At 65.3% G+C, this 24,872-nt stretch carries 22 protein-coding genes and 1 pseudogene; 8 read left to right on the top strand and 15 right to left on the bottom strand.

Going from position 1 to position 24,872, the window contains the following annotated elements:
* Window positions 1-174: 174 nt before the first annotated feature.
* The 3 genes from AAFG16_RS43095 to AAFG16_RS43085 form a co-directional block, all read right to left on the bottom strand.
* Window positions 175-1,533 carry a flippase gene (locus AAFG16_RS43095; protein ID WP_342741074.1) on the bottom strand — a complete coding sequence of 453 codons (1,359 nt, stop codon included), beginning with the start codon at window positions 1,531-1,533 and terminating at the stop codon, window positions 175-177.
* A 327-nt stretch (window positions 1,534-1,860) separates the two neighbouring features.
* Window positions 1,861-2,253 (bottom strand): hypothetical protein, encoded by a 393-nt coding sequence (locus AAFG16_RS43090; RefSeq protein WP_283082242.1) that lies wholly within the window; start codon window positions 2,251-2,253, stop codon window positions 1,861-1,863.
* A gap of 242 nt (window positions 2,254-2,495) precedes the next feature.
* Entirely contained in the window at window positions 2,496-3,335 is an 840-nt protein-coding gene (locus AAFG16_RS43085) for a protein-disulfide reductase DsbD domain-containing protein (protein ID WP_283082241.1), read from the bottom strand.
* A gap of 141 nt (window positions 3,336-3,476) precedes the next feature.
* On the opposite strand from AAFG16_RS43085, the gene AAFG16_RS43080 reads away from it, so the two are divergent.
* Window positions 3,477-4,121, top strand: coding sequence for a YqgE/AlgH family protein (locus AAFG16_RS43080; RefSeq protein ID WP_283082240.1), 645 nt, complete (start codon window positions 3,477-3,479; stop codon window positions 4,119-4,121).
* 184 nt (window positions 4,122-4,305) lie between these two features.
* Here AAFG16_RS43080 and AAFG16_RS43075 read toward each other — a convergent pair whose 3' ends face one another.
* A complete protein-coding gene (locus AAFG16_RS43075; protein ID WP_342735066.1) occupies window positions 4,306-5,193 on the bottom strand; it encodes a TauD/TfdA family dioxygenase in 888 nt (295 codons plus the stop codon).
* Window positions 5,194-5,291: 98 nt separating this feature from the next.
* Window positions 5,292-6,060, bottom strand: a pseudogene (locus tag AAFG16_RS43070) (SDR family NAD(P)-dependent oxidoreductase).
* 97 nt (window positions 6,061-6,157) lie between these two features.
* On the opposite strand from AAFG16_RS43070, the gene AAFG16_RS43065 reads away from it, so the two are divergent.
* Complete coding sequence (locus AAFG16_RS43065; RefSeq protein ID WP_342735064.1) at window positions 6,158-6,895, top strand: SDR family oxidoreductase; 738 nt, start codon at window positions 6,158-6,160, stop codon at window positions 6,893-6,895.
* A gap of 61 nt (window positions 6,896-6,956) precedes the next feature.
* Entirely contained in the window at window positions 6,957-7,328 is a 372-nt protein-coding gene (locus AAFG16_RS43060) for a CsbD family protein (RefSeq protein WP_027561150.1), read from the top strand.
* 172 nt (window positions 7,329-7,500) lie between these two features.
* Here the strand turns inward: AAFG16_RS43060 and AAFG16_RS43055 are convergent, their stop codons facing one another.
* Both AAFG16_RS43055 and AAFG16_RS43050 read right to left on the bottom strand, forming a co-directional pair.
* Window positions 7,501-9,231 (bottom strand): DUF459 domain-containing protein, encoded by a 1,731-nt coding sequence (locus tag AAFG16_RS43055; RefSeq protein ID WP_342735061.1) that lies wholly within the window; start codon window positions 9,229-9,231, stop codon window positions 7,501-7,503.
* A 170-nt stretch (window positions 9,232-9,401) separates the two neighbouring features.
* Window positions 9,402-10,796: a lytic murein transglycosylase gene (locus AAFG16_RS43050; RefSeq protein ID WP_283082234.1), complete on the bottom strand. Its 1,395-nt coding sequence runs from the start codon at window positions 10,794-10,796 to the stop codon at window positions 9,402-9,404.
* 196 nt (window positions 10,797-10,992) lie between these two features.
* On the opposite strand from AAFG16_RS43050, the gene galU reads away from it, so the two are divergent.
* Window positions 10,993-11,868, top strand: coding sequence for a UTP--glucose-1-phosphate uridylyltransferase GalU (gene galU, locus AAFG16_RS43045; RefSeq protein WP_283082233.1), 876 nt, complete (start codon window positions 10,993-10,995; stop codon window positions 11,866-11,868).
* 122 nt (window positions 11,869-11,990) lie between these two features.
* Here galU and AAFG16_RS43040 read toward each other — a convergent pair whose 3' ends face one another.
* Window positions 11,991-13,490, bottom strand: a complete 1,500-nt coding sequence (locus AAFG16_RS43040; protein WP_342735058.1) for a diguanylate cyclase — start codon at window positions 13,488-13,490, stop codon at window positions 11,991-11,993.
* 149 nt (window positions 13,491-13,639) lie between these two features.
* Here AAFG16_RS43040 and AAFG16_RS43035 point away from each other — a divergent pair, with 149 nt between their 5' ends.
* Window positions 13,640-13,903, top strand: coding sequence for a hypothetical protein (locus tag AAFG16_RS43035; protein ID WP_027561145.1), 264 nt, complete (start codon window positions 13,640-13,642; stop codon window positions 13,901-13,903).
* 191 nt (window positions 13,904-14,094) lie between these two features.
* On the opposite strand, the gene AAFG16_RS43030 is transcribed toward AAFG16_RS43035, so the two are convergent.
* From AAFG16_RS43030 to AAFG16_RS43020, 3 genes are all read right to left on the bottom strand, one after another.
* Window positions 14,095-14,484, bottom strand: a complete 390-nt coding sequence (locus AAFG16_RS43030; protein WP_342735055.1) for a hypothetical protein — start codon at window positions 14,482-14,484, stop codon at window positions 14,095-14,097.
* A gap of 110 nt (window positions 14,485-14,594) precedes the next feature.
* Window positions 14,595-17,471, bottom strand: a complete 2,877-nt coding sequence (locus tag AAFG16_RS43025; protein WP_283082230.1) for an EAL domain-containing protein — start codon at window positions 17,469-17,471, stop codon at window positions 14,595-14,597.
* 153 nt (window positions 17,472-17,624) lie between these two features.
* Window positions 17,625-18,623 carry an NAD(P)H-quinone oxidoreductase gene (locus AAFG16_RS43020; RefSeq protein WP_283082229.1) on the bottom strand — a complete coding sequence of 333 codons (999 nt, stop codon included), beginning with the start codon at window positions 18,621-18,623 and terminating at the stop codon, window positions 17,625-17,627.
* 112 nt (window positions 18,624-18,735) lie between these two features.
* On the opposite strand from AAFG16_RS43020, the gene AAFG16_RS43015 reads away from it, so the two are divergent.
* On the top strand, window positions 18,736-18,927 hold the full coding sequence (locus tag AAFG16_RS43015) for a DUF1192 domain-containing protein (RefSeq protein ID WP_342735052.1): 192 nt from the start codon (window positions 18,736-18,738) through the stop codon (window positions 18,925-18,927).
* Between the two features lie 680 nt (window positions 18,928-19,607).
* The gene (locus tag AAFG16_RS43010) at window positions 19,608-20,117 is read left to right on the top strand and encodes a DUF1465 family protein (RefSeq protein ID WP_283082227.1); all 510 of its coding nucleotides are present in this window, start codon (window positions 19,608-19,610) and stop codon (window positions 20,115-20,117) included.
* A gap of 204 nt (window positions 20,118-20,321) precedes the next feature.
* On the opposite strand, the gene rpmE is transcribed toward AAFG16_RS43010, so the two are convergent.
* Window positions 20,322-20,549 (bottom strand): 50S ribosomal protein L31, encoded by a 228-nt coding sequence (gene rpmE / locus AAFG16_RS43005; RefSeq protein WP_027553890.1) that lies wholly within the window; start codon window positions 20,547-20,549, stop codon window positions 20,322-20,324.
* Window positions 20,550-20,749: 200 nt separating this feature from the next.
* On the opposite strand from rpmE, the gene AAFG16_RS43000 reads away from it, so the two are divergent.
* The gene (locus AAFG16_RS43000) at window positions 20,750-22,600 is read left to right on the top strand and encodes an ABC transporter ATP-binding protein/permease (protein WP_342735048.1); all 1,851 of its coding nucleotides are present in this window, start codon (window positions 20,750-20,752) and stop codon (window positions 22,598-22,600) included.
* 155 nt (window positions 22,601-22,755) lie between these two features.
* Here the strand turns inward: AAFG16_RS43000 and AAFG16_RS42995 are convergent, their stop codons facing one another.
* The 3 genes from AAFG16_RS42995 to AAFG16_RS42985 all read right to left on the bottom strand — a co-directional run bounded on the left by AAFG16_RS42995 (window position 22,756) and on the right by AAFG16_RS42985 (window position 24,708).
* Entirely contained in the window at window positions 22,756-22,980 is a 225-nt protein-coding gene (locus AAFG16_RS42995; protein WP_342735046.1) for a hypothetical protein, read from the bottom strand.
* 87 nt (window positions 22,981-23,067) lie between these two features.
* Complete coding sequence (locus tag AAFG16_RS42990; RefSeq protein WP_283082224.1) at window positions 23,068-23,514, bottom strand: GNAT family N-acetyltransferase; 447 nt, start codon at window positions 23,512-23,514, stop codon at window positions 23,068-23,070.
* A gap of 165 nt (window positions 23,515-23,679) precedes the next feature.
* On the bottom strand, window positions 23,680-24,708 hold the full coding sequence (locus AAFG16_RS42985; protein WP_283082223.1) for a peptidoglycan -binding protein: 1,029 nt from the start codon (window positions 24,706-24,708) through the stop codon (window positions 23,680-23,682).
* Window positions 24,709-24,872 lie beyond the last annotated feature (164 nt).

Here is a 24,872-nt window from a genome sequence, read left to right as displayed (position 1 = left end):
TAGGTTTATCTCGTCAGTTGGGGAATATGACGTAGAATAAACTTTCCCTAGGGCGCAACTGCTTGGATGGAATAAGAAAAATCGTTCTGCGGGGCGGGAGATGGTAGGAGTTTCACCTCCGCGGCACGCGTGCCGCGAAATGGCCGTTCCCTCGCACCGGCAGGCGCGCGGCGCCTATTTTCCAAACGCCAGCACGTGCAGCCCCAGCCGCTGCCGCACAATCCAGAACAGCAGCACCGTCTCGAAGGTGAGCGAGATCGAGGTTGCTGCCGCAGCGCCGTGGCCGCCGTAGCGCGGCACCAGCGAGATGCAGAGCACGAGATTCATCACGAAGGCCAGCGCGTAGGCGAGGGCGCAGATCTTCTGCTGGCCGAGCATGTTGAGCAGCCGCTCGACCGGGCCGATCGCGGCGCGCACCACGAGGCCGATCGCGGCGACGAACATGATGTCGTAGCCGACCACGAACTGCGGCCCGAACAGCCAGAGCAGCGGCCTGCCGAGCGCGAGCAGCACGATGGTTGCCGCCAGCGAGGGCCAGAACGTCCAGTTGATGGCATGCGCGACGTAAGCCGACAGCCGCGCCTTGTCGCCGAGTGCGTTGTACTCGGCGAACCGATGCGCCGTCGTCGCCGACATCGCGTAGTGGATGAAGGAGACCAGCGCCAGCGTCTTCACAACAGCGAAATAGACGCCGACCTCGTCGGATGGACGAAATTGCTGCAGCACCAGAACGTCGGTGTAGGACAGTAGCAGATAAAAACTCTCGACCAGCAGGATCGGCAGCGACACCGCGAGCCAGCCGCTGATGTCGTAGGCCTTGGGGCCCGGCTCGACGTGACCGGCGAGCTTGCGGTTCAGCACCACCATCTGTCCGGTCATCGCGATCCACACCGCACCGAGGCTTGCGACCATCGCCGCGACCGCGCCGAGATGATAGCCGAGCAGGAACGCCGCGGCCGTGATGCCGATGATCAACGCCTGGCGGATGATGAATTGCGGCATCAGCCCGAGTTGCATCCAGTCATGCGAGCGCGCGATGCCGTCCTGGGTGTTGGCGACGACGAAGGCGGGCAGCGTCATGCAGCCGATATAGAGCGGCAACTCCTCGGCCGGGTCGATCCAGGGCGACAGCAGCCTGACGATGCCGGCAAGGGCCAGCGACACCAGCGCCGACACCGCAAAGGTGAGCCAGCGGCTGCCGGAGAGGAAGCCGCGCAGCAGCGCATGCTCGCCGCTGGTGCGGTACTCCGGAATGATCTTCTGCGCGGAGGCGGATATGCCGAAATCCATCATGCTGCCGAGCAGCAGCACCCAGGTCCAGACATAGACGTAGATGCCGTAGTCGGAGGTCCCCATCCAGCGCGCCAGAAGCACCTGCGAGACATAGGCAAGGCCGGCGCTGATGACGCGGATGATGAAGATGGTGCCCGCCAGCCGCCGCGTCAGCGACGCCTCGCTCGATCCGCCCGACAGCTTGCCGCGCAGCCGCGCGATCAGTCCGGCCGGTCCGGTCGTTGCTGGCTCTGCATCCATCACGGCCACGTCGAGATCCCCAAGCGTCCCGTAGCAAGCGTCCCGCACCAAGCGTTCCGCATGCTGCGGCAGCCATTGACCTAGCAACCATTCGTTAAGATACGGTTGGGTCAACGATGTTGTCCCGGCCTAGGGCGCGTGCTCATGAACTGGCGTGGTGGTCAGGGCGCGTATGAGGTGAGCGCTGTGCCGAGAGGGGCCAGCGACCATCGCTGGAAGACAAGCGCCTGGCCGCCTCCACGTTGGCCCACTCAGGACGAGAACCACGGTCCAGCATGAAACAGGCGGCCCTTTGGGGCCGCCTGATGTAGCCTCAGAGCGGATGGGTTATTGGCAGAGATGCCGGAGACCGTCGGCACCCTTGTAATAGGTGCCGGGCTTGCAGACGATGCCGTTGCGGGCGGCATATGTAGACCAGCTGCCGTTCCAGCCGTACTCGCCGCCGCCGCCGTACATCGCGTAGGAATTGCCCCAGCTGCCGGGATAGGCCGTGCCGCCGAGGGGACCGGTTACTGGCGCCGGCTGTTGATACGCCGCTCGACGAGATACTTGCCGATACCGGGGGCCGGTTGGGGTACTGCCGGTTCCAAGACCCGTGCAGTTGGCGAATTCAGCTTGGCAGAGATCCGGATTGGATTGGGCCCACTGCGCTGGTGCGGCAGAACTGAACAGGGCGGATGCCGCAACCACGGCCGCGCCAAGAATCCATCGATTCATCATGGCTTGCTCCTTGTGGTTTGACGTGGCGCTGAATGCCACGTCTGGGAGAGCCTATACGACGCTCGCGAGACTGACCATGCTGCTTGCGCATCGCCAAAATTGGGACTGCTCTGGGTCCAGGAACGGTAATGCTCTGGCTGATCGTGAGATTTCCGCTTGAGCGTCAGAGCCTGACGTCTGCGCCTTCTCGAGTACACGTTCTCGTGTGCATCATGCGCGGGGGCGGGGGCGATCGGGAAGCATCATTCCAGGTTCGTGTTGAACTCGTACGACTTCTCCGGCCCAACCAGCGTGAACTTCAACGCTGCGCCCTCGACCTTGGCGCCCGGCGGCAGTCCGTCGAGCTCGAAGGTAAATCGCTTCACGCCCGGCGGTGCATGGTCGACCGGGGCCGGAATCGGCAAGGCCCAGTCCGGCGTCGGCCCTTCCACGAACAGGTTGACGTTGCGGCTGTCAGGCACGACCACGTCGACCACCACGTTCTTCGGTCCGTCGCGCTTGACGTCGCGGATGGTCAGCGGATTGGGATCGCCGATATTGGCCGGCTTCGGCACCGTGTCGAGCGCAGCGCGCAGGTTCGCGTCCTCGGTCGAGGCGACGTTGTTGAAGCCGAGCTCGGCGCTGGCCTCGACGGGAATGCAGAGCTTCTCGCACACGGCGTAGTTGATCTCGGCGCGCAAGGTCACCGGCTTGTCGGCGGCCTTGGGCACGATGCGTAAGGGCAGCACGATCTGGTCGTGATAGCCGATCGAATGGCCGCCCGCGCCGTCGGCGAATTTTTGCGGCGCCGGCCACATCACAGTCACCGCCTCGACATTATTCGACTTCGAGAAGTCGAACCGCGGCGGTACCCCGGAATCGCCCGGCATGCGCCAATAGGTCTTCCAGCCGGGCTGGATCTGGAAGGCGATACCGCCGAGCAGCACCGCGCCGCTGCGCGAGCCCGCGACCAGCCGCACCGCGGAATGTCCGTCGCGCTGCCAGGGCGAGGCGTCATCGGCATGGGCAGCAAACGCCAGCGACGACGCAAGCAAGGTTGTCGCGACGCCAAACGCCGCACGCGGGGGAACTCTTGTCAGCATGTCACGTCTTTACAGGGTCACCCTGGGCCAAACCATTGAATTGCTTGTGATGGATGCACTCGAACCAAGTCTCTGCAAGCCTTGATTTGACAGCGGCCCGGCCCGACATCAGGATAGGAATTGAAACCGGAGTGCTTCACCATGGCTCCTACAGGCAAGAGGACGGGGGAAGGCACCCGCAGCGCAGGCCCTGCGCTCCCCAGCTCGGCCGGATACCTCGACGGCCGGCTCCTGATCGCAATGCCCGTGATGGGTGACTCTCGCTTCGAACGCTCGGTGATCTATCTCTGCGCCCATTCGGCCGAGGGCGCGATGGGCATCATCGTCAACCAGCCGGCCGGCAGCATCGATTTTCCCGAGCTCTTGCAGCAGCTCGGCATCATCAAGAAGGGCGAGCACATCAAGCTGCCCGGGAATGCCGAAACCATGAAGGTATTGCAGGGCGGTCCCGTCGACACCGGCCGCGGCTTCGTGCTGCATTCCAGCGACTTCTACATCGAGAAGGCGACGCTGCGCATCGACGACGGTGTCTGCCTCACCGCGACCGTCGACATCCTGCGCGCGATCGCCAACGGCTCCGGTCCCAAGCACGCCATCCTCGCGCTCGGCTATGCCGGCTGGGCGCCGGGCCAGCTCGAGACCGAGATCCAGAGCAATGGCTGGCTGCATTGCGACGCGGATGCCGACCTGATCTTCGGCGACGACGTCGAAGAGAAATACGGCCGGGCCCTGCGCAAGATCGGCATCGACCCCGGGATGCTCTCGAACGAGGCCGGGCACGCGTAGGCTGGCGCAGTCGCGCTCCACCCTCGGTGTCGTCCCCGCGAAAGCGCGCGAAAGCGGGGACCCACAACCCCAGGGAGGAGTTGTTGCGCAGGCTGGTAACTCCGTGCCTTCGCCAAACCCCTCCCTGTGGTTATGGGTCCCGGATCGCGCTTCGCTTGTCCGGGACGACAGCGGAGTATGTTCGCTACTCCGCCGCCTGCTGTTGCACCGTCGGCTCGGTCCCCGCCACCGTCGCCCGGCGCATGTCGCGGGGCTGGGACTGGTCGTAGCGGCGGACGCGATGCATGGTCTGGCGGTTGTCCCACATCACGAGGTCATGCAGCCTCCATTTGTGGACATAGACGAACTCTGCTTGCGTCGCATGCTCGTTGAGATCGCGCAGCAGCAGGCGTCCTTCCGGCATGCTCATGCCGACCACCTTGCCGGCGTGCGATGACAGATACAGCGACTTGCGGCGATGCACCGGATGGGTGCGCACCAGCCGTTGCAGCACCGGCTTGAACATCTCCTTCTCGTCGTCGGTGTACTCGGTGAAGCCGAGCGATCCCCGCGAATACATCAGCGAGTGCTCGCAGACGAGGTCCTCGAGCTCCGCCTTGGTCTCGTCGTCGAGCGCGTCGTAGGCCGCGCGCATGTCGGCGAATTCGGTGTTGCCGCCCTTCGGGTTGACCACGCGCGCCGAGAGCAGCGAGAATTTTGCCGGGATCGGCCGGAACGAGCTGTCGGAATGCCACAGGCAGTTGCCGAGATTGAACAGATGCGTGCGGCTGTCCTTCGCCAGCGGCTTGCCGTCCTTGCCGAGATTGGAGACGTCGTTGAGGCCGGACTGGAGACGGTAGTCTTTTTCCTTCGTCACGGTGCCGCCGCGCGCATCCTCGCGCTGGCCGAAGTTGAGCGCGAACGCCATCTGCTGCTCGTCGGTGATGTCCTGATCGTGGAAGACGAGCACCGCATATTTGTCCATGGCGGCCTCGACCTCGCGCGCCTCATCCGGTGTGAGCGGCTTTTGCAGGTCGAGGCCGGAAACCTCGCCGACAAAATGCTTCTGAAGCTGCCGGATGGCAATCGTCATGGCGTTTTCTCCCGCGGGCTGCGAGCGGTTGGTCCCGCTCTGTCAGTGAAAAAGCTACTCCTGCACTCGGAGTTGTCAACGCGCGGCGCGCATGGCTCTCACGCATTCCGCGCCATCAACCCACCATCGACCGGAATCACTGCACCGGTCAGGAACGACGCCGCCGGCAGGCACAGGCTCAGCGTCATATGCGCGACCTCTTCGGGGTCGCCGTAGCGGCCGAGTGCCGTGCGGCGCTTGGCGTAGATGGTCTTGTGCTCCTCCGAGATGCGATCGGTGATCGCGGTACGGATCGGCCCCGGGCAGATGCAGTTGACCGTGATGCCCTCGCGGCCGAGCTCGACCGCGAGCGAGCGCGTGAGGCTCGCCACGCCGCCCTTCGCCGCCGAATAGGGGCTGTGCAGCGCGGTGGCGCCGAGCGCCTCGGTCGAGGCGATGTTGACGATGCGCGGGCTCTTCGACTTGCGCAAATGCGGCAGCGCGGCGCGGATGATGCGCGGATGCGCTGTCAGCATCACGGCGATGCCCTTGGCCCAGGCGCTCGTCGTCGATTGCGACGCGCACGGAGATGCCGGCATTGTTGACGATGATGTCGATCCCGCCGAAATACGCGGCTACGTCACCGACCACGCGCTTGATCTCGCCGGCATCGGCGACGTCGAGCTTCCACCCCTTCGCCGCGCCGCCGCTCGCCGCGATCTCCTTGGCAACGGATAGCGCACCTTGCTCGTCATGATCGGTGACGGCAACGTTCGCGCCCTCGGTCGCAAACACGCGCGCGGTCGCGCGCCCCATGCCGCTGGCCGCACCGGTGACGATAACGGTCAGGCCCTTCACCGACCGGCTGAGCTCTCTAGACTCGGTCATGCTGTTTCCTCGCGGCGTCTTGCTTGTTGTTATGATTGACAAGGCTGGCATCGATCCGCAGACAGGTCAAACAAGCAAAACAAGAAGGGAGGCCGCGATGGCGAACGAGCTCGATTTCTCAGGCAAGCAGGTGCTGGTCGTCGGCGGTTCCAGCGGCATCGGCAACGGCATCGCGCAAGCGTTTCGTGCCAGGGGCGCTAGCGTAGCGGTCTGCGGCACGCGTGCTCACGCAACGGAATATTCGGCGGCGGAAGGCTCCGATCTCACCGGTCTTGCCTACGCGCAGCTCGACGTCAGCAATGCCGGTGCGATCGAGGCGTTCACGCCGTCCTTCGACCGGCTCGATATCCTGGTGCTCGCGCAGGGCGCGGTGATCTACCGTCGCGGCGAGTTCGAGATGAGCGGCTTCCGTAGGGTCGTCGAGGTCAATCTGATGAGCCTGATGGCTTGCGCAACGCGATTCCATTCCATGTTGCGGGATGCCAAGGGCGCGCTGATCATGGTGTCCTCGACCGCGGCCTATCACTCCACCATGGGCAATCCCGCCTACAACGCCTCGAAGACCGGCGCGGTCGGATTGACGCGCACGCTCGGCGAGGCGTGGGCCGAGGACGGCATCCGCGTCAACGGCATCGCGCCGGGCCTCGTCGACACCAAGATGACGAAAGTGACGACCGACAATCCCAAGCGGCTCGAAGGTGCACTTTTGCGCATTCCGCTGCGGCGATTGGGCACGCCGGCCGACATGGCGGGCGCCGCGCTGTTCCTGGCCTCGCCGCTGTCGTCCTACATCATCGGCCAGACGCTGGTCGTCGATGGGGGACTCATTCTCTAGCCCCGCTGGAACCCCGTCGCGCCTGATCGGTTACTTGGGCTGACCCCTGAGGAGGAGCATCATGGACACGGATCGGATTGTCGGATCGGCGAAGGAATATGCCGGACGCGCGGAAGGCGCAGTCGGAGACATGGCAGGCGACGCCAAGACGCAGGCATCGGGCAAGGCGCGCGAAGCCGCGGGCACGGTGCAGAATCTCTACGGCCAGGCCAAGGATGCCGTGCGCGATGCCGCGGACACCGCGACGGGCTACGCCAAGGACGCCTATGAGAACAGCGGCGATACCTTCCGCGATGGCACACAGGCGCTGTCGAAGAAGGTGCAGGACAATCCGCTCGGCGCACTCTTGGTCGCCGGCGGTATCGGCTTCGCACTCGCGCTGCTGATGTCGCGTCCCGCGCGTCGTCCCCCGCCGTCGCGCTGGCGCTACTAAAGTTAGCTGCCGAAGCCTGATCTCTCGTGCCCCGGACGCGATGCAGCGTGAAACGCTGCGTCGCTGAGCCGGGGCCTATTCTTTCTTGTGCATGTCGTCACAAGCTGGGTCCCGGCCTCTGCGTCGCATCACCAAGAGGTGCTGCGCCGCGTCCGCGACACGAGACTTTGATCTACCACCGGAACATCTCGGCCGAGCGCCCGACATTGCCAGGCGGACGCGGGATCGTGGGATTCGGATTGCGCGGCCCCGGCGCGAATTGACGCGGTGCTGGCTGCGGCGAGCCGAAGCCGAAGAAGTCACGGAATGACGGCGCGGCCTGCGCCGGTTGCTGTGGCGGTGCCGGCGGCTTCTTCGGCGCAAGCTTCGGCGGCGCGATCGCGGCGGCGGCGCCCGTGCCTGCCGAACTCGGCGCAGTACCGCCCTCAGGCGTTGTCGCAGCCATCGGCGTGTCGCCCTTGGCCTGTTCGCGGCCGACTTCGCGGCGCGGCCAGGCATAATCGTCGGCACGGCCGGCGGGCGCCGTCAGCGGCTCACCCTTCACCATCGTCTTCGCAGCGAGCGCATCGACGGCGGCGGGACGCGAGCCCGGGCCGCCCAGCAATTGATCGGTCGAGATCGAAGCCGCGACCAGCGGCACGATCGGGCCGGCCAGCGGCCGCGGCGCCGGCTTGCCGGGCTCGGCGCTGGTGTCGGGCGTCGCCGGCTCGCTCGGCAGCGCGATCGGGCCGGAGCGCCCCGCGAGCAGGCGCGTGATCTCGCGCTCGACATAATGTGCGAGCTTGCGCGCACCGGCTTTGGTGAAATAGACGCCGTCACCGCTGCGCAGCTGGCGGATCTGGCCTTCGAAGTCCGGGCCCTTCTGGAGGAAGCGGCCGGCTTCGTCGACAAAGCCGTCCCAGACGTCGACATAGGTGATACCGGCCTTGGCCGCGCCCTCGCGGTAGAGCGAATCCAGGAACAGCATGTCCGCCGTGCCCTTCGGGCCGCGGATCGCGGGCAGGCCGACCCAGAGCACCGGCACGCCCTTGGCCTTGAGGACGCCCGCGAGTTCCTCGATCTTCTTGCCGTAGAGCTCGACCCAGCGCTCGTCGCGGAATTCATAGACGCCGTTCGGATTGCGCGCGGTCTTTTCCGGCGCGGCCGCAGGCGTATCGGCGTTGTCGGCGTCGTCCTGCGGCAGATCGGTATCGACCGGCTTGTCGTCGGGCTTGGCGGCGGTGTCCGGCTTGGCGTCACCGGGCTTGGCGTCGCCGGACTTGGCCTCGCCCGGCTTGGCTTGCGGCTTGGCGCGCGCGCCCTTGTCGTTCTTCTTGTCCTTGTCTTTGTCCGACTTGTCGACAACCGGCTCGCGGATCGAGCTGCGGTCGTTGAGGCCGAGCATGACGACGATGACGTCGGGCTTCTCGGTCTCGAGGATGCCCCTCGCAGCCGCCGCCCAGTCCGAGGGCTCGCCCTTCGGCTGGTACTTGATCAGGCCCGAGGTGGTCTTGTGCTTGCGGATCACGCCCATGTCGGGCTGCTCGGTGTAGGCGTCTTCGAGGCCATAGGCGAGCCAGTCGGCCATGGCGTCGCCGATCACCAGCACGTTCTTGTCGGGCGTGGTGTCGCGCTTGGCCGGTGCCGGCGCGCGCGAAAAATCCTGACGCGGGGCCTGCTGCTGTGGCTGCTGGAACGGCGCGAAGAAGTCGCCGCCGAACCAGCCGCCGCCACCACCGCCTTGGCGCGGCGGCGGGGCCTGGCGCTGCGGCGGGCCGCCGAAGCCGGGGAAGTTGAAGAACTGCGCCGAGGCGGGTCCCGCGATCGAGACCAGGATCGCAAGCGCCGTCCCCAGCGCGATCAACGGGCCGGTCTCGGTCAGCGCCTTCAAGAAGGACTTGGACTGGGGCCTGGGCTTCGACATGCGATCTCGGGCACGCGCAATGGGGATTGGGATAGGCTCGATATAATAACGGAATCAGGCGCCAAACGGGCAGATTCCGTCACAGATTCTTTGCCCATACACCGGGGAACTGCCGCCTCCGTCAAGGCTGCCAGTCAAAATCCCTGTTCAAGGTTACTTTTGGCGCGATTTTACCGCCCGCGCAGCCGGTCCAGCACGTCGGAGGAGGCAAAGCCGTCGGCGGGGATCCCGATCGAGGCCTGGAAATTGCGCAGGGCTTCCCGGGTCTGGCCGCCGAACTGGCCGTCCGGGGTGCCCTTGTAGAAGCCGCGCTGGGCCAGCAGCTGCTGGAGCTCCAGCCGCTCGGTGCGGGACAATTCGCGCTCCTGGCGCGGCCAGGGCTGCACGAAAGGCTGCCCGCCCCGCAGCCGATCGGCGAAATGGCCGATCGCGAGCGCATAGGCCTCGGCCGGGTTGTACTTCATGATGACGCGGTAGTTCTGCAGCATCAGAAAGCCCGGGCCTTGCGCGCCCGCCGGCGCCAGCAGATAGGCCTTCTCGCCCGGATGCGGGAAGGGCTGGCCCGTCGCCCGCTTGAGGCCGAGCTTCTCCCACTGCGCGATCGTCATCGCCTTGGCGCGATCGGCCAGCATGTAGTTGAAGCCCTGCGGCACCACCACCTCGAGGCCCCAGGTCTGGCCCGATTGCCAGCCGTCCTTCTTCAGATTGTTGGCGGTCGACGCGATCAGGTCGGTGGGATTGTCGACGACGTCGCGCCGTCCATCGCCGTCGCCATCGACGGCAAAGCGCTTGAACGCAGTCGGCATGAACTGGGTCGGGCCGAAGGCGCCGGCCCATGAGCCGCGCATCTGCTCAGGTCTGAGATCGCCGCGGTTGAGGATTTCCAGCGCGGAGAGGAACTCGTCCTTGAAATAGGCCTGGCGGCGGCCGATGCAGGCGAGCGTCGCGGTCGATTGCAGCACGCTGCGGTCGCCCATCTGCGTCGAGTAGTTGGACTCGATGCCCCAGATCGCGGCGATGATGTAGCGATCGACGCCATACGCCTTCTCGGTGGCGTCGAACTGCGCCTTGTATTTGGCGAGCACCTCGCGGCCTTTGGCAAGGCGATTGTCGTTCACGAGGATGTCGAGATAGTCCCAGATCGATTTCGTGAATTCCGGCTGCGAGTCCATCAGGTCCATGATGCGCAGGTCGGGCGAGAGCCCCGCGGTGAAGCGCTGGAAATTGTCCTGGGTGATGCCGCGCCGTGCGGCATCGGGCCACATCCCGGCGACGCAATTGTCAAAATTGCCGGCCGCCTCGCGGATCGCTGCGGCCGTCATCAGCGGATGGCCGGAGGCGCCGTCCTCGCCGCTCCAAGGTTGGACTCCCGTTTGCGCGCCGCCGGGGCCGGGAGGGGCCTGCGCGGGCGCCGGATTGGTGCCTGAGAAAATACCGCCAAACAGGTTCGACAGGCCGTTTTGCGACTGGGCGTTCACGCTGTCCGGCAGCACTATTGCAACTGCAACAATCACTCCGGTCAAAGATCCGGCAAGTTTCGTCAGTGCTGCCATCGATTGCGTCATGTCCTGTCCGTCCGGCCGAAAATCCGCCCGTCAAGAGGCCTGGCGACGGTTGCCAATAGCTTAACAAAGGTGAAATTTTGGTGGCTGATTTTTTCTTAACTCTATGAGCGCGGGGCCCCACATCCGCCTTTGTTGGCGGCTGCAAACAGGCTAGCAAGATACCATTGCTCCCTTCCTCAGGTATTCGATCAATCCCATGAAGATTCGCAAAGCCGTATTCCCCGTCGCCGGCCTCGGCACCCGCGTCCTGCCCGCCACCAAGGCGATGCCGAAGGAAATGCTGACCATCGTCGACAAGCCGCTGATCCAGTACGTCTATGACGAGGCCAGGGAAGCCGGCATCGAGCACTTCATCTTCGTCACCGGCCGCAACAAAAATGTCATCGAAGATCATTTCGACAAGATGTTCGAGCTCGACACCACGCTGGCCGCGCGCGGCAAGAAGGCCGAGCAGGAGATCCTGGCGCAGAACCAGCCGGACGCCGGCGCCGTCAGCTTCACCCGCCAGCAGGCGCCGCTCGGCCTCGGCCACGCGGTCTGGTGCGCGCGCGACATCGTCGGCGACGAGCCGTTCGCGGTGGTGCTGCCGGACGAGCTCGTGCTCAACACGCCGGGCTGCCTGAAGCAGATGATCGAGATGGCGTCCTCGCTCGGCGAGAAATCCAATCTGATCGCGGTCGAGGCGGTGCCCGACCATCTCACCCATCAATACGGCATCTGCGGCGTCGGCAAGCGCAACGGCAAGATGTTCGAGGTCGACGGCATGGTCGAGAAGCCGGCCAAGGGCACCGCGCCCTCCAACCTCTCGATCACCGGCCGCTACATCCTGCAGCCGGAGATCTTCAAGATCCTGGAGACCCAGGAGCGCGGCGCCGGCGGCGAGATCCAGCTTACCGACGCCATGATCGGCCTCGCCAAGACGCAGAAATTCTACGGTGTCGAGTTCGAGGGCGAGCGCCATGATTGCGGCTCCAAGCCCGGCTTCCTCCGCGCCAACATCGCCTACGCCCTGAAGCGCCCTGAGCTGCGCGATGGGCTGATCGCGGAAATGAAGAAGTATCTGGGGCAGTAAGCGGGCGACGCTATCTCCCCACTCGTCATTGCGAGGAGCGAAGCGACGAAGCAATCCAGACTACTCCCGAGGAGGCAGTCTGGATTGCTTCGCTTCGCTCGCAATGACGGCAAGAGCGTCGATCACGCCACCAGCGACAGTTTTGGGATGCTCGCGACCACCGACTGGTTGCGGCCGCCCGCCTTCGCCGCATAGAGCGCCTTGTCGGCGGCGGCGACCAGGATCGACCAGTCCATGCCGCTCGCGGGCACGAGGCTGGCGATGCCGCAGGACACCGTCGACGTCGTTTGGTCGTCGGACCAGCCCTGCACCTTGGCGCGGATGGTCTCGGCGACCTTGAACGCGTCGGTGGCCGAGGTGTTCGGCAGCAGCACCGCGAATTCCTCGCCGCCATAACGCGCGGCGCAATCGCCGGCACGGCTCACCGAATCCGAGATGCAGATGGCGATGCCGACCAGCACCTGGTCGCCGGCCTGGTGGCCGAACGTGTCGTTGTAGGCCTTGAAGTGATCGGCATCGATCATCAAGAGCGCGACCGGCGTCTTCTGGCGCATCGCGCGGCGCCATTCGACGTCGATGACGGAATCGAACTTGCGGCGGTTCTTCAGGCCGGTGAGCGCGTCCGTCGTCGCCATCTCCTCGAGCTTGTGCTCGGCCGCAGCGCGCCGGCCGATCTCGCGCGCGAGCACCAGCGTCGATGCCAGCACGAACAGCGCCAGCGCCAGCACCACGGCGCCGATGCGAAACGCCTCTTTCTGCCAGAGCGCGAACACCGCGGCGAGCGGCTTGCCCGCCACCACGAACAGTGGTCCGTTGTCGGCGCTGCGGACATAGAGCCGCGGCGTCGGATCGACCGGGCCCTGTCCCGAATAGGCGGTGCCGATGCGGAGATTGTCGGCCTTCCAGGTCGTCTGACGCTCGTTCAGGTTCTTTCCGATGATGTCGAGATCGAACGGCCGCCGCATCATGATGGTGCGGTCGCGCTTGAGCACGGTGATGGTGTCGTCGGGGTCGAGGCTCAGCCGCTCGAACAATTCGTGGAAATAGCTGAAGCGGATCGAGCCGGCGACGACGCCGAGGAAGCCGCCGTCGTCGTCGCTGATACGCCGGCTCAGCACGATCGAATAGGCGCCGCGGAACAGCATCGGCCGGCTGATGAAGAGCCCGGCACCGGGATTGTCGCGATGGACCGTGAAGTAATCCTCCTCGCCGCGGTTCTCCGGCAGCGGATCGAGCGTGGAGGCGTCGATGGTCAGCCGGCCTTCGGTATCGAACACCTGGATGGCGCCGAAATGCTTCGCCGTGGTCGCATGGTCGAACAGGATCAGGTGACGGATCGGCTTGGAGACCGTGGCGAGCTCGGGCAGCAGCATGTTGCCGGCGACCGCCTTCAGCGACAGATCGTAGATCTCGATGTTGCGGCTGATGTCGGACTCGATGGTGGTCGCGAGGTTCTCAAGCGTCTGGCGGGCGAGCGCCTCCTCGCCGCGGCGCATGTCGAGCATGACGTTGACGCAAATGGCTGAAAAGCCGATCACCGTCACGACGGACGAGATGATCAGCAGCTTCGCCGAAATACGCCACGGCCGGCGGGCCGTGACTTCGCGCCATCCAGACAGCATCGCTAGCTCCCGACCCTGATGGATGCGCCCGAAAGCTTGCGTAGTGTTTAAGCCGCGACGGCGAAGCCGCGATGAGTTAAGAATCGGTTTAATGGGCTAGCGTTTTTCGGCAGGTCTCGAAGAGACCCAGCCCGGACGAGAGGACGATTGTGAACGACTACGATGCGTTGCGCGACTATCTGATGCGGCAGAAGCAGGCCGAATTCGTCCTGACATTCGAACAGATCGAGGAGATCATCGGCGCGGCCCTGCCGCGGGCGGCGAACCGCGCCTCGTGGTGGGACAGCCTGCGCAGCCCCGACATCCAGATGCCGCAGCGCGAAGCCTGCCTCGCCGCCGGCTTCGTCGCGACGCGGATGCCGGATGGCCAGAGCGTGCGGTTTACGAAGCGAAAGAACGACCGGCGCCGGTAGTACGGCGAGTGAGGCTGCTGCCCTGCTCTGGAGGGGAAGGTCGTTTCGCAGCGCGACAGTATCGTAGGGTGGGCAAAGCGAAGCGTGCCCACCACTCCAGTTGCAATGTTGGGTCGTGGGCACGGCGCAAGTGCGCCTTTGCCCACCCTACGGTTCTCAAACAATAACCTGAAGGTGTCGAACCAAGGCCTTCATTGGCGCCACCGGGACCAGCGTTCATCATCGGCGTGTGCTCGTATCAGACATCTGGTCGTCTGCTGGTCGCAGGTGCGCATGCACACGTTCTGGCGGCCCCGAAAGTCACCGGCACCGCCGGTGTAGATGGCACATGAGCCGATGCAGTTTGCGCCGCGATCCTCGCATCGTGCCGCCGTCACGGCTTCGGCCGACGAGGCGAGGAACATTCCGGTGCCTATGAGGGTGATCGCGTGGAAAAGGTGCCGGGTCATCCGTAACTCCTGAGAAGGACGCGCTGGTCCGCTCATCCCAGCCGTTGCGCTTGACGCGCGCGGCACGCCGAGAACGACGGTGGCGAGCCCAGCGACCTCGATGACGAAACCGTTCTGGATCGAATGCTGCACACCATTTTTCGCGGCGGTTGAGCAGCGGCCCATTGATCTGGATCAAGCAGGGCCTCATCGGCACCTCACCCGCGCGCTTCGCGGGCGGCCCCTCAAGGAGGGAAGGGAGGTCAGCTCGCCGCTTCCAGCCGCACTTCCGTCAGGAGGCGCATCGCCGCGTCCGCGTCCATCGGCTCGCCGAAGGCAAAGCCTTGCGCGTATTCGCAGCCCATCTGGTAGAGCTCGACGGCGTCGGAATCGGTCTCGGCGCCTTCCGCCACCACGTCCATGCCGAGATCATGCGCGAGCGCGATGATCGACTTGAGGATCACCGGACGGGTGCCGCGGCTGGTGGTGCGGACGAAGGACTGGTCGATCTTGATGGTGTCGAACGGGAAGCGCTGGAGATAGGCCAGCGACGAATGGCCGGTGCCGAAATCGTCGAGCGACAGGCCGGTGCCGAGCTCGCGGATGCGCGTCAGCATTTGCGCGGCGTGCTCCGGATTCTCCATCACCAGCGATTCCGTCAGTTCCAACTTGAGCGTGCCGCGCGCCACCGAGGAGCGCGACAGCACGGTGCGGACGTCGTGGATGAGGTCGTGGCGCAGCAGCTGCCGCGAGGAGACGTTCACGCTCGCGAAGATCGGCTCGCGCGAGCGCATCGCGCGCTGCCACACCGAGAGCTGCTTTGCGGTCTGGTCGAGCACGAACATGCCGAGGTCGACGATCAGGCCGGTCTCCTCGGCGATGGTGATGAATTCCGACGGCGCCATGCGTCCGAGCTTCGGGTGATCCCAACGCGACAGCGCCTCGAAACCGGCGATCGAGCGATCCTCCAGCCGCACGATCGGCTGATACAGGATCGTGATCTCCTGCCGCTCGATGGCGCGGCGCAGCTCGCTCTCCAGCGTCAGGCGATCGGTCTTTCGCGCACGCATCGCCGGCTTGTAGACGTCGATGCGGTCGCCGCCGATGCGCTTGGAGTGGTACATCGCAAGCTCGGCGTCCTTGATGATCTCGTCCGTGAGCTGGGTTTGCGGATCGGACAGCGCAAGGCCGATCGAGGCGGTGAGGAAGATCTCGCGGTCGTTGAAGGCGATCGGCGCGCGGATGGTCTTGCGGATGGTCTCGGCGAAGGCGGTGATGCGGGCCGGGTCCTGCTCCGAGAGCAGGATCAGGCCGAACTGGTCGCCGGCGAGCCGGGCCAGCGTGTCCTGCGGCTTCAGGATGCGGGTGAGGCGGCGGGCCAGCGTCAGCAGGATGGAATCGCCGACCGCGATGCCGACGGAATCGTTGACCTGCTTGAAGCGGTCGAGGTCGATCACCATCAGCGTCGGCCGCAGCGTCGGCATGGTCTTGGCGAAATGCGCGACTGCACCGAGCCGGTCCATGAACAGCTTGCGGTTGGGAAGGCCAGTGAGGTTGTCATGCACGGAATCGTGCAGCAGGCGTTCCTCGGCGTTGCGCAGCTCGGTGACATCAGTGAGCGTGCCGACCACGCGCGAGACCTCGCCGTCCGAGCCGACCACCGGGCGCGCCTTCAGCGCGAACCACATGAAGTGCCCGTCCGGGGTGCGCAGGCGGAAGTCCTGGACGAGGCGGCCACGGCGCTGGTCGAGCACGCTGTCGAGCGCGGCGCGAAAACGGTCCTGGTCGAGCGGATGCAGCACTTCGAGCCACGATGCCGCCGGGCCCTCCAGCGTGCCGCGCTTGAGGCCGAGCAGGGCTTCGGTCTCGGGGCTGGTGAACACCTTGTCGGCGGACACGTCCCAGTCCCAGATCAGATCGCCGGAACCGGCCAGCGCCAGCGCGCGGCGCTCGATGTCGGAGACGACGCCGGTGGTGGCGCCGCCGCCGGCGAAGGCGTGCTGCATGACGGTGAAGCCGATCAGCATCACGATCAGCACGAGGCCGCCGAGCAGGGCAGGGCCGACGATGTCGTTGGTGACCGAGCCTGCCACCGTCATGCCGGCCGCGACCACCCAGACCACCAGGAGGAACCAGGTCGGGATCAGCAGCACCGCGCGGTCGAAGCCGTGGGTGGAGAGATAAACGATCAGCGCAAAACCTGCGAAGGCGATCAGCACCAGCGAGATGCGGGCGATGCCGGAGGCCACCGCCGGGTCGAACAAAGCGAGCGCGACGAGGGAGCCCAGGAACGCCAGCCAGCCCACCGTGATGTGCGAATAGCGCACATGCCATCGACTGAGGTTGAGATAGGCGAACAGGAACACCAGCAGCGTTGCCGCCAATATCGCTTCACCCGCCGCGCGCCAGATGCGCTCGGCGTTGTTCGACATGTCGAGCACCTTGCCCCAGAAGCCGAAATCGACGCCGATATACACCAGCACCGCCCAAGCCAGCGCCGCGGCGGCCGGGAACATGATGCTGCCCTTCACCACGAACAGGATGGTGAGAACGAGGGCCAAAAGCCCGGAGATGCCGATCACGATGCCCTGGTACAGCGTGAACGAGTTAACCTTGTCCTTGTAGGACTCGGGCTCCCACAGATAGAGCTGCGGCAGCTTGTCGGTGCGCAACTCCGCGACAAATGTGACGACGGCGCCGGGATCGAGCGTGATGCGGAAGACGTCGGCCGTCGCGCTCTCCTGGCGCTCCGGGCGGTCGCCGATCGACGGCGTGATGGTCGCGATGCGTGAGAGGCCGAGATCGGGCCAGAGCAGCCCCGAGGAGACGATGCGGTAATGCGGCGCGACGATCAGGCGGTCGAGCTGGTCGTCGGTGTTGTTGGCGAGCGCGAACACCACCCAGTTCACGCCGCCCTCGCGGGCGCGCACCTCGATGCGGCGGACGATGCCGTCGGTGCCGGGCGCGGTGGAGACCTGGATGCGGTCGGCATCGCTGCGCTGATGCTCGATCACGCCGGTGAGGTCGATCGCGGGCGCGTCACTACGGACGCTGACAGCATCCAGCGCGCGTGCAGGCGACGCGGCGACAAGAATCATGAGGCCCAGCGCGATGGACGCGAGGCACCTGATCAGACGCAAGGTCAGTTCTCCGCGTTCGACGCAAACTGCGAGTGCAAGGCGATTCTAAAGGACGATTTCAAACCGGACCGGAAGTGGTTCGGCGCGTCGCGATAGATGCCACGAAAGCGAGGAAAATCAAAGGGTTTCCGCCGTCCCCTGTGGGTCGGCGGCCTAGGCCTCCAACACAATTTTGCCAATATGTGCGCTCGTCTCCATGCGCCGGTGCGCGTCGGCCGCCTTTTCCAGCGGGAAAGAGCTGTCCATCACCGGTTTGACGCGGCCTTCGCGCAAAAGCGGCATCACTTTGGCTTCGATCGCGGCCACCATCGCTGCCTTGTCCGCATTACTACGGGGGCGCAGCGTCGAGCCGGTATGGGTGAGGCGCTTGACCATCACCTTGGCGATGTTGGCGGTGATCTTGGGGCCGTTGAGGGTCGCGATCTGCACGATGCGACCGTCGACCGCGGCGGCGTCATAGTTGCGGTCGACATAGTCGCCGGCGACCATGTCGAGGATCAGGTTGACGCCGGCCTTGCCGGTTTCTTCCTTGACGACAGTGACGAAGTCCTCGGTCTTGTAATTGATCGCGCGGTCGGCACCCAGTTTGAGGCAGGCATCGACCTTGTCCTGCGAGCCGACGGTGACGAACACTTTTGCGCCGAACGCTTTCGCGAGCTGGATCGCCATGGTGCCGATGCCGGAGGAGCCGCCATGGATCAGCAGCGTCTCGCCGGCCTTCAGGCCGCCGCGCTCGAACACGTTGTGCCAGACCGTCATCAGGGTTTCCGGCAGCGCGCCGGCTTCCTTGATCGACAGCGCCGGCGGCACGCTCATGGCCTGGGCGTCCTGTGCGATGCAGTACTGCGCATAGCCGCCGCCGGCGACCAGCGACATCACCTTATCGCCGACCTTGTGCCGCTTGGCGTTGCTGCCGACCGCGACCACCTCGCCGGCGATCTCGAGGCCGGGCAAATCGCTGGCGCCGGGCGGCGGCGGATAGGCGCCGGAGCGCTGCGCCACGTCGGGCCGATTGACGCCGGCGGCCTCGACCTTGATCAGGATCTCGTCCGGACCGGGCTGCGGCACTGGGCGTTGTTCCGGCACCAGCACCTCCGGTCCGCCGGGCTTGGAGATGGCGACCACGGTCATTTGCGCGGGCAGCTTGTCCATGATGTGTCCTTGAGCAAAGGTGCGGGAGGAAACGAGGCCTTTGCTTAGCCAGCGCGGCCCAAGCTGGCAACCGCCTCAGCCGTGTGCGAGCGCGAACGCAGGAGGAACGAGCATGCCGATCGAAGACGACGACCGCCCGCGCAAGAAGATCAGCCATGAAATCGGACAGGATCTCTCACTCTTGTCGGTGGAGGAGCTGACCGAGCGCGTGGCTCTGCTGAACACCGAGATCGCGCGCTTGGAAGAAGCCGCCACCAAGAAGCGCGCCTCGCGCGATGCGGCGAACAGTTTTTTCAAGTCGTAGTCGGATCTCGTGTCCCGGACGCGGTGCAGCGCGTAGCGCTGCGCCGCAGAGCCGGGACCCATGTCTCGTCTCGCGCAAAAATATCTCGTGTCGTCATTCCGGGGCGGCGCGCAGCGCCGAGCCCGGAATCCATAACCACAGGACGTTGAAACGGGCAGGCGGGCAACTCCGTCTTCCTGTGGCTATGGATTCCGGGCTCGCGACTTCGTCGCGCCCCGGAATGACGGCGAGAGGGAAGCGCGATCACTTCCCGAGCATGGCGGACGATTTGTTCCGCACCGCACTCGGCCTCTGGCCGAGATGGCTAACGAACCCTCAAAAAATTAGCTCGTTTACTCCGGATTAAGCTTTTCGCTTTATGACTGGAACCGTCCTCGTTTGGACACCGAGTGGCTCCTGTCCACTCTGTTTGACGCCTCCCTGTTATCAACTTTCAAAGCCGCCGGTCTCCGGCGGCTCTTTTTTTGGTCCAAAGCGTTTTCGAGCGAAGTGGGTACCGGTTCGCGTCAAGAAAACGCGTCAAAACAAGAGTCTCCCTTCGGTTGAATTCCGAGGAAAGACCCGCGGAAACCATATCCGCGCTTGTCGCTGGACTCCGCGCTTCGCCCGCGCAATGATTTGTTCATCATAATCCGGCGCCAAGGCCGGGTGGGTAAACAGTTGCGTAAGGGGCGTTAACCATGGAACGTTTGCAGGCCGACGGCGCTCTCGTTCAACTCAGCGAGCGGTTCACCAATTCTGCGGCGTTCGGCGCGCTGTTTCGCGAGGGCATGGACCTTGTCGAAGAGACCGCCTCCTATCTCGACGGCGCCGGCCGCACCGAGGCCAAGGCGCTCGACCGTGCCGTCAGCCTCACCTACGCGACCGAGAGCATGCGCCTCACCACCCGCCTGATGCAGCTCGCCTCGTGGCTGCTGCTGCATCGCGCGGTCAAGGAAGGCGAGATGACGCTGGTCCAGGCCAACCGCGAGAAGACCAAGGTCAAGCTCACCGCCGCCGATCCCGGCCCCGCTGACACCGTCGAGAAGCTGCCGGCCCAGCTGCAGGACCTGATCCATCGCTCGATGAGCCTGCAGACCCGCGTCCGCCGCCTCGACACCTCGATCCACACCCCGCCGACCGATCACGTCGCGATCGGCAATCCGCTGGTGCCGCACCTCAACGCGCTCAAGGCCGCGTTCGAGCGGTAAGGTGTATCAACAGTCTCGGTCGTCATTCCGGGACGCGCCACTTGGCGCGGGCCCGGAATCCATACTCCCGATCGTGGTTATGGATTCTCAAATGCGCAATTGCGCATCGTAGCTCGCCCTTCAGGCGCCCCGGAATGACGGGCAAAAACAAAAACGCCCCCGGTCCTCCGGGGGCGTTTTTCGTCACCAGCCTTGCGGGCCGGATCAATCCTTTTTGAGAAAGCCCGAAAACTTCTTCTGGAAGCGCGAGACGCGGCCGCCGCGATCCATGATCTGGGCCGAGCCGCCGGTCCAGGCCGGGTGCGACTTCGGGTCGATGTCGAGGTGCAGCTTGTCGCCTTCCTTGCCCCAGGTCGAGCGGGTCTGGTACTCGGTTCCGTCCGTCATGACGACCGTAATCGTATGATAATTCGGGTGAATTTCGGCTTTCATGGCAATTCCTCGGCGCCCGGCGCCTTGCTTGAGTGACTATCGAATGACGGATTTGGCGGCTCTATACCCCACAGGCCCCCTTAAAACAAGCCATTGTGGGAGCTTGAGAACCGGGCCGTCCCCTAAGGGACATCCCGGATTTGCCACTCCCCTTTCACCGGCCTATGTGGAGCTGACTTGTCTTCCTGGGTCCGGATCTCATGAGCGCTGTGGAACGGCTTGACGACCAGTACCGCGACGAGCGCGACGGCGCACCGACCGAAGCCCCGTCGATCGAAGCCGAACTGATCGAGCAGCCCGCCAAGGGCCGTGCCAGGCTGCGGCCGCTGCTGGCGCTCGCGCCTTATGTGGCCCGCTATCGCGGTCGTGCTGCGCTCGCCTTCGTGGCGTTGACGATCGCGGCGCTGACCACGCTGCTGGTCCCGATCGCGGTGCGCCGGATGATCGATTTCGGTCTCTCGCCGGAAGGCATCGCGCTGATCAACAGCTATTTTTCGGTGATGATCGCGGTGGTCGCCGTGCTCGCGCTCGCCAGCGCCTCGCGCTACTACCTCGTGATGACGATCGGCGAGCGCATCGTCGCCGATCTCAGGCGCGACGTCTTCGCCCATCTGCTCTCGCTCTCGCCCTCCTTCTTCGATTCCGCGCGCAGCGGCGAATTGGTGTCGCGCCTCACCGCCGACACCACCCAGATCAAATCCGCGGTCGGCGCCTCGGTCTCGATCGCGCTGCGCAACCTGATGATGTTTCTCGGCGCCACGGCGATGATGGTGATCACCAGCCCGCGCCTCTCCGGATTCGTGCTGCTCGCCATTCCCCTGATCGTGCTGCCGCTGGTCGCCTTCGGGCGCTGGGTGCGGCGGCTGTCGCGCAATGCGCAGGACACGCTCGCCGACGCCTCCGCCTATGCCGGCGAGCTGGTCGGCGCGATCCGCACCGTGCAGGCCTATACCAGCGAGGGGCTGGCCGCGAAGCGCTTTGGCGGCGAGGTCGAGCAGGCCTATGAGGCCGCGCGGACCTCGACGCAGGCGCGCGCCGTGCTCACCGCCATCATCATCTTCATCGTGTTCGCAAGCGTGGTCGCGATCCTCTGGATCGGCTCGCATGACGTCTTGACCGGCGCGATCTCGCCGGGCCGGCTCGGCCAGTTCGTGCTCTATGCCGCCTTCGCCGCGGCAGGCCTCGGCCAGCTCAGCGAGGTCTGGGGCGAGGTCGCGGCGGCCTCGGGCGCTGCCGAGCGCCTGTTCGAGATCCTGCACGTGCAGCCCGAGATCGCAGCGCCCGCATCGCCGCGCGCGCTGCCGGTGCCGGCGCGCGGCGAGGTCGGCTTCGATCACGTCAGCTTCGCCTATCCCGCGCGGCCCGATGTCAATGTGCTCGACGCCGTCTCGTTCACCATCCGCCCCGGCGAGAAGGTCGCGATCGTCGGCCCCTCCGGCGCCGGCAAGAGCACGATCTTCCATCTCTTGCTGCGCTTCTACGATCCGCGCAGCGGCGCGATCTCGCTCGACGGCGTGCCGGTCAAGTCCGCCGATCCCCGCGATTTCCGCTCGCGCATCGCGCTGGTGCCGCAGGAGTCCAACGTGTTCGCCACGAGCGCCCGCGAGAACATCCGCTTCGGCCGCCCCGATGCGACCGATGCCGAGGTCGAGCGCGCCGCCGAGCTCGCCCACGCCGTCGAGTTCATCCGCCGCCTGCCCGAAGGTTATGAGACCCCGCTCGGCGAGCGCGGCGTGACGCTGTCAGGCGGCCAGCGCCAGCGTATCGCGATCGCCCGCGCCATTTTGCGCGACGCGCCGCTCTTGCTGCTCGACGAAGCGACCTCCGCGCTCGATGCCGAAAGCGAGACTCTGGTGCAGACCGCGCTCGAAGAGCTGATGAAGCACCGCACCACGCTGGTGATCGCGCATCGCCTCGCCACCGTGCTCTCCTGCGACCGCATCCTGGTGATGGACCAGGGCAGGATCGTCGAGCAGGGCACGCATGCCGAGCTCGTCGCGGCGAACGGGCTCTATGCCAGGCTGGCGCGGTTGCAGTTCGAGGGGGCGTGAGGCTCTGTGATCGTCACCACAACCACAGTGTCATTCCCCGCGAAGGCGGGGAATCCAGTACTCCGAGAAGCTGGTGAGATGCGGAAGGGCTGCGGCGTACTGGATGCCCCGCCTGCGCGGGGCATGACAGCGGAGTGTTAGGGAAGAACCCGCGATCACCGGCACTTCGGCGAGAGCGTCGGCACGTTCGGCCAAAGCCAGTTCTTCCAGCTCCCGTCCGCGTCCACGCAGGCCGACGGTCCGGGGCTGTTCGTTGGCGCAGGGGCGCTCGCCGTCGTTGATACCGCAAAGCGCTGGTCGACATAGCTCGTCGACACATATCCGGCGACGATGACGCCCAGCATCACCGAGGACCCCTTGGCGAGCTCGCTCAGCTTCATCGACCATCTCCATCCGCGTGCCATCGCTGACACAACGAATAACCGGCGGCGCGGGATCCCCGCGTGATCGGCGTCACGCCCGCTAGATCACGCTTTCCAGATCATCTTCAGCACCGGCCGGCCCGAGGTCGGGTTCACGTCGTCGCCGGCGTGGGCAAAGCCGTTGCGCTCGTAGAAGCGGATGGCGCGGGCATTGTCCTTGTTGACGAGCAGCGTGATGCCCGACGGCGACAGCCGTTTCGCCTCATCCACCAGCAATCGCGCCGCGTCCGAGCCCCAGCGATCGGGATCGACCACGAGCTGGTCGAGATAGCCCTCGCCGTCGATGGTGACGAAGCCGGTCAGCGCGCCGTCCTGCTCGGCGACAACGATCTGGGCCTTCGGCACCAGATCCTTGCGCCAGCGCTCGCGCCACCATGCGAGGCGCGCGGCGAAATCGATCTGCGGATAGGCCTGCTGCCAGGTGCGATGCCAGAGATCGATCGAGGCTGCCTCGTCCTCGGGCCGATAGGGGCGGAGGTGGAGCGCGCTCATTCTACGAAGGTCGTCATGCCCGGGCATAGCCGTCCGAAGGACGGCGTCGCTTCCGCTCGCCTATGCCCGGGCATCCACGCCTTTCTATCAGCGCGGACCGAAGATCGTGGATGGCCGGGACAAGCCCGGCCATGACGGTGCGGTGAGTATCGCGCGACCCTCACACTACCGCTCCGTCAGCTTCAGCTCGATGCGGCGGTTGCGCTTGTAGGCTTCCTCGGTGTTGCCGGTGTCGAGCGGCTGGAATTCGCCGAAGCCTGCGGCGACGAGGCGCTGGGCGGGGACGCCGAGCGAGATCAGGTATTGCACCACCGAGATGGCGCGGGCCGCGGAGAGGTCCCAGTTCGACTTGAAGTTCACCCCGGTGACCGGGCGCAAGTCGGTGTGGCCGTCGACGCGCAGCACCCAGGGAATTTCGTTCGGGATCTTCTTGTCGAGATCGATCAGCGCCGTCGCCAATGTCTCGAGCTCGGCGCGGCCCTCGGGCAGCAAGGTCGCCTGTCCGGTGTCGAAGAACACTTCAGACTGGAACACGAAGCGGTCGCCGACGATGCGGATGTCGGGGCGGTTACCCAGGATCGCGCGCAGGCGGCCGAAAAACTCCGAGCGGTAGCGCGACAATTCCTGCACGCGCTGCGCCAATGCAACATTCAAGCGAGAACCCAGGTCGGCGATGCGATTCTGCGATTCCTTGTCGCGCTTCTCGGATGCATCGAGCGCCTCTTCCAGCGCCGCCAGTTGCCGCCTGAGCGCGCTGATCTGCTGGTTCAGCACCTCGATCTGCGCCAGCGCCCGTGCCGAGACCGCCTTTTCCGAGTCCAGCGCCTTGCCGAGCTCGGCGGTCTTGCCCTGCGCGTCGTTGCCGGCGTTGGCAAGGCCTTCATAGAGGCCCTTCATGCGGTCGCGCTCGGACTCCGCCGAGGCAAGGCCCGCTTTCAACTGCGAGACCTGGTCGTCGAGCGAGAGCTTGCCGAGCTTCTCCAGCGAGAGCAGCTCGTTGAGCTGAGCGATCTTGGCATTGAGCAGCTCCAGCGCCTTGTCCTTGCCGGTGACTTCCTGCGACAGGAAGAATTGCACGACCAGGAAGACCGACAGCAGGAACACGATCGACAGCACCAGCGTCGACAGCGCGTCGACGAAGCCGGGCCAGTAGTTGAAGGCGCCTTCGCTGCGGCGGCCGCGCGCTAGAGCCATGTCGTCATTCTCCACTTTCGTGTCCCGGACGCGCTGCAGCGTGCAACGCTGCTGCGCAGAGCCGGGACCCATTTGTCACTCAGAAGGTAGTGGGCCCCGGCTCAGCGATGCACCACCATAGCGTGTCGAAGACGCGCGTAAACGCGCTTCTGGTGCTGCATCGC

It is taken from the genome of Bradyrhizobium sp. B117 (assembly GCF_038969555.1).
Lineage (GTDB): Bacteria > Pseudomonadota > Alphaproteobacteria > Rhizobiales > Xanthobacteraceae > Bradyrhizobium.
The sequence above is the reverse complement of the archived record's forward strand: the minus strand, read 5'-3'. Positions and strand labels throughout refer to the sequence as shown.

Excerpts from the sequence above, each read along its gene's own strand:
- AAFG16_RS43095 (WP_342741074.1), bottom strand. The coding sequence starts at position 1,533 with ATGGATGCAGAGCCAGCAACGACCGGACCGGCCGGACTGATCGCGCGG.
- AAFG16_RS43090 (WP_283082242.1), bottom strand. The coding sequence starts at position 2,253 with ATGATGAATCGATGGATTCTTGGCGCGGCCGTGGTTGCGGCATCCGCC.
- AAFG16_RS43085 (WP_283082241.1), bottom strand. The coding sequence starts at position 3,335 with ATGCTGACAAGAGTTCCCCCGCGTGCGGCGTTTGGCGTCGCGACAACC.
- AAFG16_RS43080 (WP_283082240.1), top strand. The coding sequence starts at position 3,477 with ATGGCTCCTACAGGCAAGAGGACGGGGGAAGGCACCCGCAGCGCAGGC.
- AAFG16_RS43075 (WP_342735066.1), bottom strand. The coding sequence starts at position 5,193 with ATGACGATTGCCATCCGGCAGCTTCAGAAGCATTTTGTCGGCGAGGTT.
- AAFG16_RS43065 (WP_342735064.1), top strand. The coding sequence starts at position 6,158 with ATGGCGAACGAGCTCGATTTCTCAGGCAAGCAGGTGCTGGTCGTCGGC.
- AAFG16_RS43060 (WP_027561150.1), top strand. The coding sequence starts at position 6,957 with ATGGACACGGATCGGATTGTCGGATCGGCGAAGGAATATGCCGGACGC.
- AAFG16_RS43055 (WP_342735061.1), bottom strand. The coding sequence starts at position 9,231 with ATGTCGAAGCCCAGGCCCCAGTCCAAGTCCTTCTTGAAGGCGCTGACC.
- AAFG16_RS43050 (WP_283082234.1), bottom strand. The coding sequence starts at position 10,796 with ATGACGCAATCGATGGCAGCACTGACGAAACTTGCCGGATCTTTGACC.
- galU (WP_283082233.1), top strand. The coding sequence starts at position 10,993 with ATGAAGATTCGCAAAGCCGTATTCCCCGTCGCCGGCCTCGGCACCCGC.
- AAFG16_RS43040 (WP_342735058.1), bottom strand. The coding sequence starts at position 13,490 with ATGCTGTCTGGATGGCGCGAAGTCACGGCCCGCCGGCCGTGGCGTATT.
- AAFG16_RS43020 (WP_283082229.1), bottom strand. The coding sequence starts at position 18,623 with ATGGACAAGCTGCCCGCGCAAATGACCGTGGTCGCCATCTCCAAGCCC.
- AAFG16_RS43015 (WP_342735052.1), top strand. The coding sequence starts at position 18,736 with ATGCCGATCGAAGACGACGACCGCCCGCGCAAGAAGATCAGCCATGAA.
- AAFG16_RS43010 (WP_283082227.1), top strand. The coding sequence starts at position 19,608 with ATGGAACGTTTGCAGGCCGACGGCGCTCTCGTTCAACTCAGCGAGCGG.
- rpmE (WP_027553890.1), bottom strand. The coding sequence starts at position 20,549 with ATGAAAGCCGAAATTCACCCGAATTATCATACGATTACGGTCGTCATG.
- AAFG16_RS43000 (WP_342735048.1), top strand. The coding sequence starts at position 20,750 with ATGAGCGCTGTGGAACGGCTTGACGACCAGTACCGCGACGAGCGCGAC.
- AAFG16_RS42995 (WP_342735046.1), bottom strand. The coding sequence starts at position 22,980 with ATGAAGCTGAGCGAGCTCGCCAAGGGGTCCTCGGTGATGCTGGGCGTC.
- AAFG16_RS42990 (WP_283082224.1), bottom strand. The coding sequence starts at position 23,514 with ATGAGCGCGCTCCACCTCCGCCCCTATCGGCCCGAGGACGAGGCAGCC.
- AAFG16_RS42985 (WP_283082223.1), bottom strand. The coding sequence starts at position 24,708 with ATGGCTCTAGCGCGCGGCCGCCGCAGCGAAGGCGCCTTCAACTACTGG.